This is a genomic window from Planomonospora antibiotica (genome assembly GCF_014647955.1).
GTDB lineage: Bacteria > Actinomycetota > Actinomycetes > Streptosporangiales > Streptosporangiaceae > Planomonospora > Planomonospora parontospora.
The window spans coordinates 1-15,641 of sequence record NZ_BMQE01000079.1 but is presented as its reverse complement, the minus strand read 5'-3'; the positions used below and the strand labels follow the sequence as shown (position 1 = coordinate 15,641).

Annotated in this window: 15 protein-coding genes and 1 pseudogene; 14 read left to right on the top strand and 2 right to left on the bottom strand. The window is 66.1% G+C overall.

The features are described from left to right. Positions 1 to 85 precede the first annotated feature (85 nt). From IEZ06_RS34275 to IEZ06_RS34230, 11 genes are all read left to right on the top strand, one after another. Complete coding sequence (locus IEZ06_RS34275; RefSeq protein ID WP_229799096.1) at positions 86 to 910, top strand: integrase core domain-containing protein; 825 nt, start codon at positions 86 to 88, stop codon at positions 908 to 910. Between the two features lie 58 nt (positions 911 to 968). Next, on the top strand, positions 969 to 1,154 hold the full coding sequence (locus IEZ06_RS34270; RefSeq protein ID WP_229799094.1) for a hypothetical protein: 186 nt from the start codon (positions 969 to 971) through the stop codon (positions 1,152 to 1,154). Between the two features lie 82 nt (positions 1,155 to 1,236). Beyond that, positions 1,237 to 2,658 (top strand): FtsK/SpoIIIE domain-containing protein, encoded by a 1,422-nt coding sequence (locus IEZ06_RS34265; protein ID WP_189240822.1) that lies wholly within the window; start codon positions 1,237 to 1,239, stop codon positions 2,656 to 2,658. Further along, complete coding sequence (locus IEZ06_RS34260; protein ID WP_189240821.1) at positions 2,658 to 2,852, top strand: hypothetical protein; 195 nt, start codon at positions 2,658 to 2,660, stop codon at positions 2,850 to 2,852. Before IEZ06_RS34265 ends, IEZ06_RS34260 begins: the two co-directional genes overlap by 1 nt. Next, positions 2,849 to 4,081 carry a replication initiator gene (locus tag IEZ06_RS34255; protein ID WP_373293987.1) on the top strand — a complete coding sequence of 411 codons (1,233 nt, stop codon included), beginning with the start codon at positions 2,849 to 2,851 and terminating at the stop codon, positions 4,079 to 4,081. Before IEZ06_RS34260 ends, IEZ06_RS34255 begins: the two co-directional genes overlap by 4 nt. Continuing rightward, a complete protein-coding gene (locus IEZ06_RS37805; protein ID WP_373293986.1) occupies positions 3,988 to 4,599 on the top strand; it encodes a replication initiator in 612 nt (203 codons plus the stop codon). Before IEZ06_RS34255 ends, IEZ06_RS37805 begins: the two co-directional genes overlap by 94 nt. After that, positions 4,596 to 4,787: a helix-turn-helix transcriptional regulator gene (locus IEZ06_RS34250; RefSeq protein ID WP_203872373.1), complete on the top strand. Its 192-nt coding sequence runs from the start codon at positions 4,596 to 4,598 to the stop codon at positions 4,785 to 4,787. Before IEZ06_RS37805 ends, IEZ06_RS34250 begins: the two co-directional genes overlap by 4 nt. Then, complete coding sequence (locus IEZ06_RS34245) at positions 4,784 to 6,166, top strand: site-specific integrase (RefSeq protein ID WP_189240820.1); 1,383 nt, start codon at positions 4,784 to 4,786, stop codon at positions 6,164 to 6,166. The genes IEZ06_RS34250 and IEZ06_RS34245 overlap by 4 nt, the downstream gene beginning before the upstream one ends. A 941-nt stretch (positions 6,167 to 7,107) precedes the next feature. After that, on the top strand, positions 7,108 to 7,803 hold the full coding sequence (locus IEZ06_RS34240; protein ID WP_189240819.1) for a dual OB domain-containing protein: 696 nt from the start codon (positions 7,108 to 7,110) through the stop codon (positions 7,801 to 7,803). Further along, on the top strand, positions 7,800 to 8,405 hold the full coding sequence (locus tag IEZ06_RS34235; RefSeq protein ID WP_189240818.1) for a DUF488 domain-containing protein: 606 nt from the start codon (positions 7,800 to 7,802) through the stop codon (positions 8,403 to 8,405). Before IEZ06_RS34240 ends, IEZ06_RS34235 begins: the two co-directional genes overlap by 4 nt. Positions 8,406 to 8,409: 4 nt before the next feature. Next, on the top strand, positions 8,410 to 8,847 hold the full coding sequence (locus tag IEZ06_RS34230; protein WP_189240817.1) for a DUF488 domain-containing protein: 438 nt from the start codon (positions 8,410 to 8,412) through the stop codon (positions 8,845 to 8,847). A 76-nt stretch (positions 8,848 to 8,923) separates the two neighbouring features. Here IEZ06_RS34230 and IEZ06_RS34225 read toward each other — a convergent pair whose 3' ends face one another. Beyond that, positions 8,924 to 10,267, bottom strand: a complete 1,344-nt coding sequence (locus tag IEZ06_RS34225) for an IS256 family transposase (RefSeq protein WP_189240816.1) — start codon at positions 10,265 to 10,267, stop codon at positions 8,924 to 8,926. A 271-nt stretch (positions 10,268 to 10,538) separates the two neighbouring features. Here IEZ06_RS34225 and IEZ06_RS34220 point away from each other — a divergent pair, with 271 nt between their 5' ends. Continuing rightward, positions 10,539 to 11,294, top strand: a complete 756-nt coding sequence (locus tag IEZ06_RS34220; RefSeq protein WP_203872372.1) for a helix-turn-helix domain-containing protein — start codon at positions 10,539 to 10,541, stop codon at positions 11,292 to 11,294. A 295-nt stretch (positions 11,295 to 11,589) separates the two neighbouring features. Next, positions 11,590 to 11,730 (top strand): annotated as a pseudogene (locus tag IEZ06_RS34215) (IS5/IS1182 family transposase); the annotation flags it as partial. A 10-nt stretch (positions 11,731 to 11,740) separates the two neighbouring features. Here IEZ06_RS34215 and IEZ06_RS34210 read toward each other — a convergent pair. Beyond that, positions 11,741 to 14,074 (bottom strand): GmrSD restriction endonuclease domain-containing protein, encoded by a 2,334-nt coding sequence (locus tag IEZ06_RS34210; RefSeq protein WP_189240815.1) that lies wholly within the window; start codon positions 14,072 to 14,074, stop codon positions 11,741 to 11,743. A gap of 384 nt (positions 14,075 to 14,458) precedes the next feature. On the opposite strand from IEZ06_RS34210, the gene IEZ06_RS34205 reads away from it, so the two are divergent. Next, positions 14,459 to 15,472, top strand: a complete 1,014-nt coding sequence (locus tag IEZ06_RS34205) for an IS630 family transposase (protein ID WP_189240814.1) — start codon at positions 14,459 to 14,461, stop codon at positions 15,470 to 15,472. Positions 15,473 to 15,641: the final 169 nt, after the last annotated feature.

The following is a 15,641-nucleotide window of genomic DNA, read 5'->3' as shown; positions in this document are numbered from 1 at the left end:
CTCGACCTGCAGAAACAGCCAAGTCGACAGCAGGGATCACGGCTTAACTACGCGGCCTTGCGTCTTGCACTGGCACCGCGATCTGATGAGACGGCGGCACGCCCGCATCAGTAAGCCCAGGCGGCCGGGGCGCCCGCCCACGGTCCGCTCCATCCGAGCGCTCATCCTGCGCCTGGTCCGGGAGAACCCCTCCTGGGGATACCGGCGCATCCACGGCGAGCTGGCCGTGCTCGGCATCACGGTCGCACCCTCCACCGTGTGGGAGATCCTCAACCAGGAAGGCATAGATCCGTCCCCTGAACGAGCGTCTGTCACCTGGGCCGACTTCCTGCGCTCCCAAGCCGAGGCGCTGCTGGCCTGCGACTTCATTGAGACCGTCACCCTCACGGGGCAGCGCCAGTACATCCTGGCCGTCATCGAGCACGCCAGCCGGCGCGTCCGCGTGCTGGGCACCACCGCCCATCCGACCGCGGCCTGGGTCGTCCAGGCGATGAAGAACCTCGTGATGGACCTGGAAGAGGCCGGTTGCCGGGCGCGCTATCTGATCCGGGACCGGGACGGGAAGTTCCTCGCCCTCATGGACGAGATCTTGGCCGAGGCCGGGATCCGGACCGTGCTCACCGGTGTCCGAGTCCCGCGGATGAACGCGGTCATGGAGCGGTGGGTGCAGTCATGCCGCCGCGAGCTGCTCGATCGCTGCCTGGTATGGAACGAACGCCATCTACGGCACGCGCTACGGGAGTACGAACACTTCTACAACCGGCACCGGGCCCATCAGGCCCTGGAACAAGCGGCCCCGCTACGCGCCGTCCCGGACCCGATCACGGATCCGACGCGCATCGCCGAGCTGAGCGTACGCAGACGGGACCGGCTCGGCGGAGTCCTCCACGAATACTCACATGCCGCTTGAACTGCACGGATGTAATTTTCGGCAGGCGCAGGTCAAGATCCTCGCCCCCGTCCAGCCGGTGCCCCCGCCCCCGGTGCCCGGCCTGCCGATCACCCCGGTCGAGTTCGACGGCATGACCGTCACCCCGTACGTCAACCAGTCCACCGGCCGCCTGGCCTACTCCATCCGCGCCACGTCCATGCGGGCTCCCCGCACCGCCGCCCCGGCCAAGCACGCCCCGGCCGGCAAGGACATCGCGGCCTGACAACGAAAGCGGGGCCGCTGGAACTGGCATTCCGGCGGCCCCTGGTCTCCCCAGATGCGATTCAAGAGAGGACTGAAGTCTAATGTTCAAGAAACTGCCCGGTGACCAGGTCACCGGCCTCGTTACGACCACTCCCGATACCGCCGTGGTGTTCCGTCCGGCCGTCGTGCGGACCCCGGTGATCATCACCATCGTCATCTTCGTCTGGCGGGCGCTCGCCGGTCTCGTCCGCATGGTCTGGCGGCATCCGATCGCCACCGCCGTCCTCGCCGTCCCGGCCGCGGTGACCTGGCTGTACGGCTGGCGCGTCGCCCTGCTCGTCGTCTGGCTTCCGGTCTCGGTGCTCCTGCCGTGGGCGCTGTTCGACCGGGCGACCTTCAACGCCTGGATCGGCTGGCGGCTGCTGGCCTTCTGGCGGCTGGCCTGGGTGTATCGGCGGCACTGGCACGCGGTCATGACCATCTCGGGCCTGGCGCGGCATGCGGGCGGCCGAGACTACGTGCCCCACCTGGTGGCCGTGCGCTGCACCTCCTGGGCCGACCTGGTCACGGTCGACATGCTCACCGGCCAAGCGGTCAAAGACTGGGCCGACCGCATCGAGCACCTGGCGCACGGCTTCGGCGCGACCTCCTGCCGGGTCTCGGTGGCTCGTGCGGGACGGCTGCTGCTGACCTTCCCCCGCCGCGACCCGCTCGCCGTCCCCCTACCAGCGTTACCGCTGCCGGAGACGGTGTCGATCGGACCGGTCGAGATCGGCATCCGCGAGGACGGACGGCCCTGGCGGCTCAAGGTCCACGGCACCCACGTCCTGGCCGCCGGGGCGACCGGGGCCGGGAAGGGCTCCATCCTGTGGTCGGTCATCCGCGCCCTGATCCCGGCCGTGTGGACCGGCGTCGCCGAGCTGTGGGGGCTGGATCCCAAGCTCATGGAGCTGTCCTTCGGCCGGCCCCTGTTCACCCGCTACGCCGCGTCCCCGGCCGACTGCGCCGATCTGCTGGATGAGGCGGTGGAGCGCATGCAAAAGCGCGCCGAGAAGTTCGCCGGCGTCCAGCGCGACCACGTCCCCACCGTGGAGGACCCGTTCGTCCTGGTGATCGTGGACGAGGTCGCGTTCCTGACCGCCTACCAGTCCGATCGGGCCTTGAAGCAGCGCATCTCCGCCGCGCTGGCGACGCTCACCACGCAGGGGCGGGCGGTCGGCTTCGGCGTCCTGGCCGCGCTCCAGGACCCGCGCAAGGACGTGCTGACGATCCGCAACCTGTTCCCCGACAAGATCGCTCTCCGCCTCGATGAGTCCGAGCAGGTGGACATGGTGCTCGGGGACGGTGCCCGCGACCGGGGCGCGCTGGCCGATCACATCTCCTCCGTCCCGCAGGAGGGTGCCGGGGTGGCGTATGTGCGGCTGGAAGCCTCGCCCGACCCGATCCGGGTCCGCGCGGCCTACGTCTCCGATGCCGACATCCGCGACATGGTCGCCCTGTTCCAGATGGAGGAGGCCGCCTGATGAAGATCACCATTCAGGGTGACTCCGCCGACCTCGACGCTCTGGCGCTGCGCCTGCGTGATCGTGACGGCCGGCCCGCCCGTGTCGAGCTGACGTTCTGCTTCGACCTCGTCAACGTCCGGCTGCGCCGTGACCCCTACAGCTCCGCCTACCGGCTATGCGCCGACCTGATCGACCGGAAGGAGGCCATGTGACCGACACCTCCACCCCCGTCCCTTCGATCCCTTCGACCGTCGAGTCCGCCGCTGCGGTGGACGCCTCCCATCCCCGGCTCGCCCGCACCGTTCGTGACCGGCTGCCCGTCGCCCTGGACGTGGCGATCGAGGTGGCCAAGCTCAACGGTGTGTGCATCCGCCCGATCGAACTGCGGCGGCTCGACGTCCTCACCGGCCAGGAAGAACCCTTCGACGTCCCCTGCGGCGCCACGCAGGAGGCCAAGTGCCCGCCGTGCGCCAAGCGCAACCGCTACCTGCGCATGGCCCAATGCCGGGAAGGCTGGCACCTCGACCACGAGCCGATCAGCGAGCCGGACCCCTCCACCGAAGAGCAGCGCTGGCTGATCGAGTTCCGCGCCGACGTGCAGGCCAAGCGCGATGCGGCCGAACGCGACGGGCATACCGAGGAGGTCGCCGACTGGGAGCAGGCGATCAGCGCCATCGACGCCGAGATCAACCAGGCGGGCATGCGCGGCAGCCTCTCCGGCCGGACGGTCCCCAAGCGCTCCCGCTCCACCCGCAGGCGGCAGGACGCCCCGGACCTGCCCAAGCGGGCCATGAGCCCCACCACGCTCGGCCGGGCCTTCACCGGCACCGATGGGAGGGTCTACCGGCCGTCGATGTTCATCACGCTCACCCTGCCGTCCTACGGACGCATCCGGGCGGGCCAAGGCGTGCCGGTCGACCCGAGCACCTACGACTACCGGCGGGCGGCCCGGGATGCGCTGCACTTCTCCAAGCTGGTCGACCGGTTCGTGCAGAACCTCCGCCGGGTGGCGGGCTATGACGTGCAGTACTTCGCCACCGTCGAGCCTCAGAAGCGGCTCGCACCGCATCTGCACATGGCGATCCGGGGCACCCTGCCCCGCGCGGAGATCAAGGCCATCGCCGCCGCGACCTACCACCAGGTGTGGTGGCCGGCCGTCGATGAAGTCCGCTTCGCAGGCGACCACCTACCGGTGTGGAGCTCGCGCGCCGATCTCCCCGACGACGGCACCGCCTACCCGGACGGGCAGGACGGCGACTACCTCGACCCTGAGACCGGGAGGTCCTGCCCACCTGGGACGAGGCGCTCGACCGGCTCGACCAGGACGAGGCGGCCGAACCCCTGCACGTGCTCCGCTTCGGTGACCAGGTCGACGTCCAAGGCGTGCTCGCCGGGACCCCGGACGCCGACCAGTGCATCCGCTACCTGTCCAAGTACCTGACCAAGAGCCTCGGCGAGACGCTCGACGCTGACGACTCCGCTCGGAGAGACCACGCGGCCCGCATGGTGGAGGCGCTGCGCTACGAGCCCTGCTCGCCATCGTGCGCGAACTGGCTCCGCTATGGCGTGCAGCCCAAGGGCGCCAAAGCCGGGATGGCTCCTGGCCGGTGCCGCAGCAAGGCGCACAAGCCCGAGCACCTCGGCTACGCGGGCCGGCGGGTCCTGGTCTCGCGCAAGTGGTCCAACAAGACCCTGCGCGAGCACAAGCAGGATCGCCGGGCCTGGGTCCTCGACGCGCTCGGCCTGGCCGACGACCCCACCCAGAACGACCCGCACCGCTACCTGTGGAAGCCGGTCTCCACCAACGACCCGACCCGCACCCCGCTGGCCAAACGACTCCTGCGCGGCGTCGCCAACCGCCAGCGCACCCGCGCCCGGCTCCTCGAACTCCAAGCCAGAGCAGAAGGACGACCCGAGCCGGATCTTTCGGCAACTCCCGGACTGGAGGTGGCGGCGTGAAGAAGAGGGACGAGTTGATGACCGTTCCCGAGATCCTCGAAGAGCTGGGCGGGATCTCGGTCCGCACCTTCTACCGCTGGCGCGAGATCGGCAAGTTCCCCGCAGGGTTCCGGCTGCCCAACGGCGACCTCCGGCTGTACCGGAGCGAGTTCGAAGCCTGGCTCGAATCCCTCCGGGAGGCCGCGTGAACACCTCGTACAAGGTCAAGTTCTGGGGCATCCGCACCAACACCCGACCCCAGGGTGTGGGCAAGAAACCCCGCATCGTTTCCCACACCGTCCGGTGGACTGTGGACAACGGGGAGAAGTCCTCGACCTTCAAGACCAAGGGGCTCGCCGAGAGCTTCCTGTCCGACCTGCGCCAGGCGGCCAGGAACGGGGAGGCGTTCGACCTGGAGAGCGGTCTTCCCGGCTCGATGGTCAAGGCCAAGGACACGCGCACCTGGTACTCCCTGGCCGTGGCCTACGTCCACGCCTGGTGGCCTCACTCGGCGGCCAAGACCCGCGAGGGCATGACCGACTCCCTCGCCTACGTCACCCCTGTCCTGACGGGTGACGTGCCCGGTCGTCCCGATGACGAGGAGATCCGGCGGACGTTGCTTGAGTACTCCTTCGTGCCGGAGGACCGCCGTCCGGCTCCCTCGCCGAAGGTCCTGAGGGTGGTGCGGTGGCTGGAAGCGGCTTCACTGCCCCTGAGCGCGTTGGAGGATCCCCAGCACACCCGGGCGGCCTTGGAGGCCATCTCTCTGCGCCTGGACGGCACGGCCGCGGCGGCTTCGACCTACCGGCGGAAGCGGGCCGTCTTCCATCAGGTCCTGGAGTACGCCGTAGAGCTGGGAGAGCTTTCGGTAAATCCGATCCACAAGGTCAAGTTCCGCAAGGTCAAGGCGACGGGCGAGATCGACCGGCGTTCGGTGGTCAGTCCGGAGCAGGCCCGCCGGCTCCTGGTCGCGGTGACGTATGCGGGCCGTACCCGGGGGCCGATGATGGCGGCCATGTTCGCCTGCATGTACTTCGCCGGCCTCCGCCCGGCTGAGGCGGCCGGGCTCCGCGAGGCGAACTGCGACCTTCCGGCAACGGGCTGGGGTGTCCTGACCCTGGAGACGACCCGGCCGGAGAGCAACACGCGCTACACCGACTCGGGGGAGGCCAACGACGAGCGCGGCCTCAAGCATCGGGGCCGCAAGGCGACTCGGCGCGTGCCGATCCCGCCGGAGCTGGTGACCGTTCTCCGTGAGCACATCGACCGGTACGGCGTCGCCGAGGACGGGAGGCTGTTTCGGACCCGGAGCGGTAAGAGCTTCCCCGGCTCGACGGTCTCGATGGTCTGGAAGCAGGCGCGCATGTACGCCTTCACCCCCGATCAGGTGGCCTCGCCGCTGGCGGGTCGGCCGTACGATCTGCGGCACGCGGCGGTGTCCCTCTGGCTGAACGCCGGAGTCCATGCCCCGGAGGTCGCCGAGCGGGCCGGCCACGGGGTGGACGTGCTCCTTCGGGTCTACGCCAAGTGCATCGACGGGCAGCACGAGACGGCCAACAAGCGGATCATGGAAGCGCTCACGACGTGACAGCCGTGACGGCGGAACGCGGTGAAGGACCTCGGGCAAGCCTCGGGGTCCTTCACCATGTGCGGGGGCTGATCCTGAGGTCGGGTGTGGATCTCCTACGTGATCTCGTAGGTCAGCACCGACTTGGGGGGCTTGGGCAGTGCTTCGGGAGCGCGGATCCTGCTTCGGAGACGCGCGGAACCGTTCCGGCGGCTCCCGGAATCCGGGTGCTGACCTGGACGGACGGGCGCGGTTCCATTCCGCGTATGTTCCGCGACCGGTGGCAGGCAACTGCATCCGGCTGCACTCGACTGCATGTGCCGGGGGAAGTGACCAGGAACGAAGGCCCAGGTCAGAGCCTAAGTTCCTGCTCACGACTGGTAGGGCGCCTGGGACTCGAACCCAGAACCTACGGATTAAAAGTCGACGGGTTCAATGCCATCCGGTGTCGTGACCTGTCGTCTTGTGCCGTTTTATCCGCCAGTGTCCTTGTCGTTCTGCCGGGCCGTGACACCACATGCCACGCCGTATCAGGACACACGAGCAAACACCGAGCAAACATAGGGCCCTTGACCATTATTCACTGTCGACCGCCAAAGGTCACCTGCTTCGGTGAAGTTCCAGGTCAAGCCTCGTGCGACGAGTTTCGACGCGGTACAGGCCGGAGCCCTCTGGGCAGGTGGCCGGCTGGTCCGGGGTTCGTGCCCCCACCCAGATCTGTTCGCCCTTATCGGTCACGTCCTCCATGACCAGCGGCGACAGCCCCGAAAACACCGCACACTCAACGGCTTGTCGACGTCACGCATGGCTCGGCATGACGTTGCGGGACGTTTCATCGGCATTGAATCTGCGACAGGGCAGTTGCTCGTGCAGTCCCGGTGGAAGGCGGCGACGACTGTTCTGTGTCGGTTCTTTACGTTACTGTTCCGCATGGGTCTGATGCATCTTTTGCGGAGGTATGCGTGACGACGGTCAAGACGCTCGTGTGTCTGGCGAACTCCCGTAAAAACTGGGGGAGATGTGTCGCGGGGATCGTTGAGGGCGGCCAAGAGTGGGTGCGCCCCGTTAGTGACCGTCAACACGGCGAGGTCTCCTTGGAGGATCAGCGGTACGAAGACGGATCGGACCCGCGTGTTCTCGATATCATATCCGTGCCGCTTCTCCAGCCTCAACCGCACGACTATCAGCGCGAGAACTGGCTCCTTGACCCTGGCTACTACTGGATGAATGTCGGCCGGGTCGGATGGGATGAACTTCTCACACTCGAACAGCGCCCGGAGTCTTTATGGGTTAACGGGTACAGCACGTACCGTGGAGGCAATGACCGCGTGCCGATCGCGCAAACGGTCACTCTGAAGGACTCGCTGAAGCTCATCCGGGTCGGCCGTTTGAGATTACAGGTGCACACCTCCGGTGCGGCGCCCGACAATACAAGACGGGCCGTGAGTGCGCGTTTTATGTATGCAGGATCTACGTATATACTGCGAGTGACGGATCCGGAGTACGAGCGAGAGTACCTCGCTAAGGCGGATGGCGGCTACGAACTGGGTGAATCCTTCATCACGGTGAGCCTTGGCGAACCGTACAAAGAATACGCTTACAAACTGGTTGCGGCCATCATTGAGCGTGCAAAGATCGAAACAGGTAGCAGAACATGAAATCCGGCCCCCTGTTCACAATCGGCCACTCCACACACAGCTTCTCGGTCTTCCGGGATCTACTTCGGCGGCACGGGATCACGGCGGTTGCAGACGTGCGCTCGATACCCGTCAGCCGGTTCGCCCCTCAGTTTAACCGAGATGCGATAAATCGTAGTCTGTGCGATGCCGGCATAAAGTACGTGTTCCTCGGCAAGGAACTCGGAGCGCGCACGAACGACCCCGACTGCTATATCGATGGGCGGGTGCAGTACAAGCGCCTAGCACGGACCGCTGAATTCACCAACGGCATCGCGCGCCTGCTGAAGGGTGCCGAGATCGAGCGGATCGCCATCATGTGCACCGAGCAGGAGCCGCTTGACTGCCACCGCACGATCCTTATCGCGCGAGTGATCTCAGAATACGGGGCCGCTGTCGACCATATCCACGGGGACGGGCATGCTGAGAGCCATGCTTTGGCGATGCGGCGTCTCATGACTAAATTCGGCATAGAGGAGGACGATCTGCTCTACACGCCGGCCGAACGCCTAGAGGAAGCCCTGAGTCGTCAGGAACGCCGAATCGCATATTTCAATGAAGACTTCGCTTCAAGAGGACACTAGAAAGATGAAGATCTTTACTATTGGCTTCACGAAGAAGACCGCCGAGCAATTCTTTGGGCTGTTGCGTGAGGCTGGAGTGGCAACGCTCGTCGATGTCCGCTTGAACAATGTCTCGCAACTGGCGGGTTTCGCCAAACGTGACGACTTGAAATATTTCCTCGGTGAGATCTGCGATGTCGGATACTCTCACCGCCTCGATCTGGCGCCGACGCAAACCATGCTCGACGACTACAAGAAGCATGGCGTCAGCTGGGCGGTCTATGAGGATCGTTTCTTGGAACTCATGAAGAACCGTCGCATTGAGGAAATCGTCCCGCAGGAGCTACTTGGTGACGCGGTCCTGCTCTGCAGCGAAGACAAGGCGCACCATTGTCACCGTCGGCTGGTCGCGGAGTATCTTGCACAACACTGGAGCAACGTCACTATTGAGCATCTGGGTTGAAACGCGTTTCAGTGTTGTGGGTCGCGTCCTCGGAGCGGTGTAAAAAGCTCGACGAGGTAGGTGCCGTGGGTGGATCTTAAGCGGCCTCGACAGTCGCTGCCAAGGCCGGCTGGTCGGCGGGGTGAAGCCGGGTCGGCGGGTGCAGGAGAGCGCGCCGCAGGTCCTGCAGGACGCGCAGCCCGGCCGGGGTCATGGTGAAACCGCGCCAACCGCGTGAGGCCCGGTCCAGCACCGCCCAGACCAGGGACACGCAGGAGGTCTCGCCGGGGAAGCGGCCGATCACCTTCACGCGGCGGCGGGTCTCGCCGAAGGTCCGCTCGATGAAGTTGGAGTGGCGCACGCGCTTGTGGTGCTCGATCGGGAAGCGCAGGTAGGTCGTCAGGCTGTGGCGGTCGGTCAGCAGGCTCTTGACCGCCGCTGGATAGGGGCGGCCCCACATCTCGGCGAAGGCGTCGATGCGAACCTGGATGAGCTCGACCAGGTGCTGGCCGGGCGCGAGAGTCGCCTCGTCGAGGCCTGCCAGGTCGAAGATGCTCCAGTAGGCGGCCTTGACCGCGGCCTGGTCGGCGGATGAGACCTTGGCGGCGATGTTGCGCAGGCGGTGAACGAGGCAGCGCTGGCGCAGCGATGCGGGGAAGACCTGCTCGACCGCGCTGATCAGCCCGGGCGCGCCGTCGGAGACGACCAGCAGCGGCGGACGTAGGCCGCGGCCGACGAGATCGGCCAGGAAGTCGCCCCAGGCGTCGGTGGATTCGGATCCGGCGGCGGCCAGGCCGACGAAGACGGGCTTGCCGGCGGTGGTGATGCCCCAGGCGGCCAGCACCGGTTCGGCGCGGGCGCCGTCGTGCATCTTGAAATGCGAGGCGTCGAGGAACAGGTAGTCCAGCTCGATGCCGGTCAGGTCGCGCCGGCACCAGGTGTCGTATTCGGTGACGATGGCCTGGCAGATGGCCGAGACCGTCGACTTGGACAGGGCGGCCTCGGGGCCGAGGGCGTCGGCGAGGGTCGCTTCGACGTCGCGGACCGACAGGCCGCGTACGAAGGAGGCGATGACGAGGGTCTCCAGGGCGTGGGTGCGGGTGACGCCGGTGCCGAACAGGCGGGAGGCGAAGGCCTCGGTGGTGCCGCGGAGTTTGGGGCGGGCGATGGTGATCGGTCCGCTGGTGGTCTTGATGGTGGTGGGGCAGTGGCCGTTACGGTAGCCGGGCCGCACCATCGTCTCCTCGCCGGCCGCTGTGGCGCGCTGGTAGCGGGCGCGGCCGAGGAAGGCGTCGACCTCGGCTTCCACGGCGGTCTGGATGATCAGGCGGGCGCCCAGGCGGGCGACGTCTTCGAGGACCTCGACGAGGTCGCGGCCGTCGGTGAACAGGGTGTCGATTTCGGCGCGGATGGCCTGGATGGGGGATACTCGACGGGTCACGGGCGTGGGACTCCTTCGTACGGAACTTGGCGGTTCAGTACGGAACCTACGCTCGTGATCTATTTACACCGCATCCGGGACGCGACCGTGTTGTGGGTGCCGAAAATTCATCCGCGCAGGTCAGAACGCTGACTGATGATCACATACCTCGAGTCTCGGGATCGTGAGGTCTGCACCGCCGCAGCATGATGATCTGTCGTGCTGCTGCATCTGGTCTACCTCACCGCGACGACCGTCTTCACGTTCCTACGGCTGGTGTCGGGAAGCGATCGTGACAAGGAGGTCGAGATCTGAAGCGCTGCGGCACCAGCTGACGGTCCTGCAGCACCAGGTGACCAAGCCCGCCTTCACCCCTGGCGACCGCTTCGTGCTCGCCGAACTGCTCGGTCACCTGTCGATGGGTAAGCTGCGACACCTTGCGCTGCTGGTACGCCCGAAGACCATCCTGCGCTGGCACTGCGACCTGCTCAGACGCCGCGACGCCGCAGCCCGCACGTCCCGACGTCGAGGGCACCCACGCGCCCTCTCCTCCATCCGCCTGCTGGTGCTGCGCCTGGCCCGGAAGAATTCCTCCTGGGGATACCGGCGCATCCACGGCGAGCTGGCCGCCCTCGGCGTCACGGTCGCCGCCTCCACCGTGTGGGAGATTATGAAGGTCCACGGCATCGACCCGTCGCCCGAGCGACAGCACACCGCCTGGGCCGATTTCCTCCGTAGTCAAGCGGACGCCCTGCCGGCGTGCGACTTCTTCCAGGTCCGCACCCTGACCGGGGCCCGGCTGTACGGCTTCGCCGTCATCGAGCACGCCACCCGGCGCATCCGGATCCTCGAGGCCACCGCGCACCCCACCGGCCAGTGGGCCACCCGGGGCTCGGCCGGAACCCCGTCATGGGCCTGCAGGATGCGGGCAGCACAGCCAGGTTCCTCATCCGCGACCGCGATGCCAAGTTCACCGCGGCCTTCGACACGGTGCTGGCCGACGCCGGACTCCACGTCGTCACGACCGGCATACGGATCCCCCGGATGAACGCGATCATGGAGCGGTGGATCCAGACCTGCCGACGCGAACTGCTGGACCGCACCCTGATATCTGGAACCAGCACCATCTGCTCCATGTCCTGCGCGAGCTCGAGGCGTTCTACAACGGTCACCGGCCGCACCGGGCCCTCCACCAGGCCGCTCCGCTCCGACCGCTACCCAGCTCGGGCGCCAACCCAGCCCGGATCGCCCGGCTCGACGTCCGCCGACATGATCGACTCGGTGGTGTCCTCAAGGAGTACCGGCATGCGGCTTAACCTGGACGGATGAATTTTCGGCACCCGCAGGTCGGGGAACGCGCCGCCGCGACCCTGAAGGCCTGGAAGGTGCTGGTCCGGCTGCGCCGCTGCCCGCGCCGCGCCACCGCGATCGTCCAGGCCGTCCTCGTCCTGCAGCTCATCGAAGAGGACCACTACTCAGGATGAAAAAGTCTCACTATTTGAACCACCGGTCGTGCTGATACTTGGACGCTTCGGGCCCGTCGAGCTCGTGCGTCGTATTGTTGAGCCGGACGAGGAATACCGCTCCTTTTGTGCCGGTCTTCGTCCTGGTTGTATAAACCGGCTCTGAGGCAGGCGCAACGTCAATCCGGGCAACGGTGAATTCGTTGATGGTGCCGAACGCGACGGTCACGTTGGCCGTCACAGCCTTCCCGAAGGTCTGGATTAGCAGCTCGGTCATCCACTGCTCCCAGCCGTCGGTGTTCTTCTTGGAGAAGACGGTTAAATCCTCTTCCAAGCCTAGCACCGACCCGTCGTCCTGGACACCGACGAGCAGTGTGCCCCCGTGACCGTTCATGAAGCCGGCGATCGTCTTGACCACCGCCCACTCTATTGCCCGATCCTTCTGCCCGGTGGCGAGGTTCTTGCGGCCGGTCGACTTGAACTCGATGACCTTGCTCTCCCCTGCCTTGATCAGCGAATTGATGCCACGTGCCAGCGCTGCACCGGTGCGTTGTCCGGCGAATGGACTGCCCTGCCCCTCACTCCGGTTCACCGGCCGGCCGGTTGCATCCTCGATCTGCCGAATAAGCCGTTCATAGCGTGCGTCGAAGACGGCGCCGAAGTCATCCTGACGGAGTGCGACCGGGTCGATGTCGTGGCTGGTGATGATTGCGTCCAAATCCTGCGGGCTTATCTTCTCACCGGTTTCGATCGCGGCCAGATATTTGCTCGGCGCGCTCGCGCCGATGTATCCCCATGTCTGCCCGTCGATGGCGGTCTTGTTAACGATGCAGTTGGCGTACGCGCTGTCAATGCCGTTTGCTGCGCACCATTTCTGGGGGAAGATATGGCGGATGTCGATCGAGTCAGCCGCGTACGCCTTCGCGTCGATCGTCTCCCCGGTACGGAAGTCGCGACCGCCTCGCTTCATCACGAGTGCGTAGAGACCCTTGTAGGCGGCACTGTTGCGGGTGCGCAAGCCTAGTAGTCGTTCAGCTTGGAACTGCGAGTCGCGCACCGTGCGCGGCTCCTCGGCGTCATCCTGAACCCACGCGAGCACGTCCTGCAGGTCATTGGCGAAGCGGGTGTCAGTGGTGCCGCCGTACAATTCGCCGAACACCCCGCACCAATACCACTGACGTAACCTGGCGGTTGGCTTCGGCGTGAACGCGACTTCGCCGAGCAATGTGAGGATCGCTGTCAAGGGAACTAGCTGGGTACTGTACGGGAGGTCGCGGGCCCGGAAGATGCGCTCACTATGAAGGAACCGCACCACCCGCTGCAGCGCCTCGGTGACGGCCTCGGCCCAGCGCCGGTACTCGCTCAGTGGAAGCGACAGCATGTCGCGGCGCTTGGCCGACACCGCGGGGACGCGGTCACCGCGAACACGTTCCCGGGTGCGCTCCTCCCAGCGGCCACGAGTCCAGAGCAGCGTGACGATCTGCAGGAAGGTCGTGGCGTCCAGATCTGCGAGTAGCGGCTCGTCTGCCCAGGTCGCCTGCCGCCGCTCCCAATCGTCGCGTAACCGAAAGTTCTCTGCGGCGTACGTCGCCGTCAGCAGCTCAAAGACCGTCAGCTCGACGCCGCCAGTGTTCACCTTCTCGAAGACCTGGCAGACGGCCTCCTTGGTCGTTTTCTGATCAAGCGCGATCCGCGGAACGCTGTATTGAAGGAACGGCAGGATCAGCGCCTCCTGGAATCTCTTCCATATTTTCACCTGCTCCTCTGGTGCTCCCGCCATTAAGTAGGCAAGCTGCCAATCGGTGGTAGCAGCCGGGTTGAGCACGATGTGGAGTGGGAAGAGGCCCGCCTTGCCGGCCCGCACCTGCACCCTGATCGTGGAGGCATCAAGCACGACGTCGCCGCGGGTATTCACCCGTCGCTTATCTGCCGGCAGCGACAGGATGGCGTCATTCCGGTCGGCGTCGGGGTCTATGCACGCATCGATGTCGGCGAAGTACCAACGCTCGACGTCCTTCTTCCGGGTATCTCGAGTCGGGACCGGTGCTCCGGAACGAAGCGCCAGGTAGAGCGAGGTCGTGCGCTGCTGCCCGTCGAGCAACAGGTACTTAGGGTCGTTCGTGGCCGTAGGATTCGGAACTCCCTCGAGTGACCGGGGCTGGAATCGCACGTCAGTGTTTCCGGTCTCCAACGTCATCACAGCGCCGATCGGGAACGAGCGAGATACCGAGGCCAGCAGACTCACGATGTGGTCGTCGTCCCAGACCCACCCACGCTGGAAATCGGGTAGCTGCAGTACTCCCTGGTGTGCTTGGTTGAGTAGGTCCGCCAGCGGAATGTCGCCACTCTCGAATGTCTTTGCCACTTCAGCTCCTCCCCACAGACAGACTCTCACGACAGGGTAGACGAAAGCGCCGAGGTGGACGCCGGAATCGATACCATTCGAGGAGCCATTCCCACACGGACACCACTTAAAGTGGGTGTTTTGGTACTGGAAGTTTCGTCTGGTCCAGGTATCAGGCGCTTCACCGGGTTGGAGTGGATTCTCCCGTATGGCGGCGATCACCAGGTCGATCATGGCGAGGTGAATCATGGCTTTGGAGAGGGCCGGTAAGGTCCGTTGTCGCAGGTCAGGCGGCGGTGGAACATGAGCTAGCAAGGGCACGCACAGCTACTGAGCCGATCATAAGTTTTGGTACATGTTCGAGGGCAGCGGGAGATCGGATTCCGGCGGGAGCATCCTGGAAGCATGGCCAGGAAAGGTCGCAGAGCGACGTTCGAGGAGAAGGTCTTCGCCCTCCGACTGCTGGAGCAGGACATGTCACCGGACCGGGTGGCCGAGGCGCTGGGCGTGGGCCGCGAATCGATCTCCCGGCGGAAACGCCAGGCGCACTCGGGTGGCACCGAGGCACTGCGGATCAAGAAGGCGCCGGGCCGGCCGCGGCGGCTCTCGCCCGGCCAGGAGCAGACCGTCCAGGCGGTGGTGCGCGATGTCACGCCCCGCCAGGTGCTGGGCACCGCAGTGGTGCTGTGGACACGGGCGCTGGTGGCGATGGTGATCTCCACCTGGTTCGGCATCGGATTGTCGGTGGCGGCGACCGGACGGTTGCTGCACGGACTGGGTCTGTCGGTGCAGCGTCCGGTCTACCGGTCGCCGCGGCGGGATGAGGCGGCCATCGCCCGATGGATGGGCGCGGTCTTCCCGCGGATCCACCGCGGCGCGCGCCGGCGGGGAGCGGTGGTGCTGTTCGCCGACGAGATGAGCCTGCGCGTCGATCACCGCTCGGGCACCACCTGGGGCGTGGTCGGGCAGACTCCGGTCGCGCACGCGGGGGCGGGCCGCCGGTCGGTGAAGATGTTCTCGGCCCTGGCCTCCGATGGCACACTGCGTTACCGGCTGGGGCACGGTTCGATGGACCGCTGGGCGTTCCTCGGGTTCTGCACGCAGCTGCTGCGGACCATCACCCGGCCGATCGTCCTGATCGTCGACGGCTCCTCGATCCACACCGCCCGGGCGGTCCGCGACTTCACCGCGCGCTCCGGCGGGCGGCTGCGCCTGTTCTTCCTGCCCGCCTACGCACCCGAGCTCAACCCCGATGAGTGGGTCAACCAGAACATCAAAGCCAGGACGGCCCGTGAGGCGGTCGCTGATGAGCACGAGCCGGCCGCGGTCATGCATCGCGGCATGCGCCGGCTGCAGAAGCGTTTCGACATCGTCCGCGGTTTCTTCGCTGACCCTCATCTGGCCTACATCACTGTGTAGAGCCGATAGTCCCAAAACTTATGATCGGCTCAGTATCACTGGCGGCAGGATCGATCACCGGCCAGCGCTGTGGCCGTTACGTGTCCGGTGAGCGCGGAAGTAACGTTCTGAGAGGGCTTTACGTGAGCTGATGTCCCCTTCGTCGCTTGCACCGGACAGTTCGGGCTGT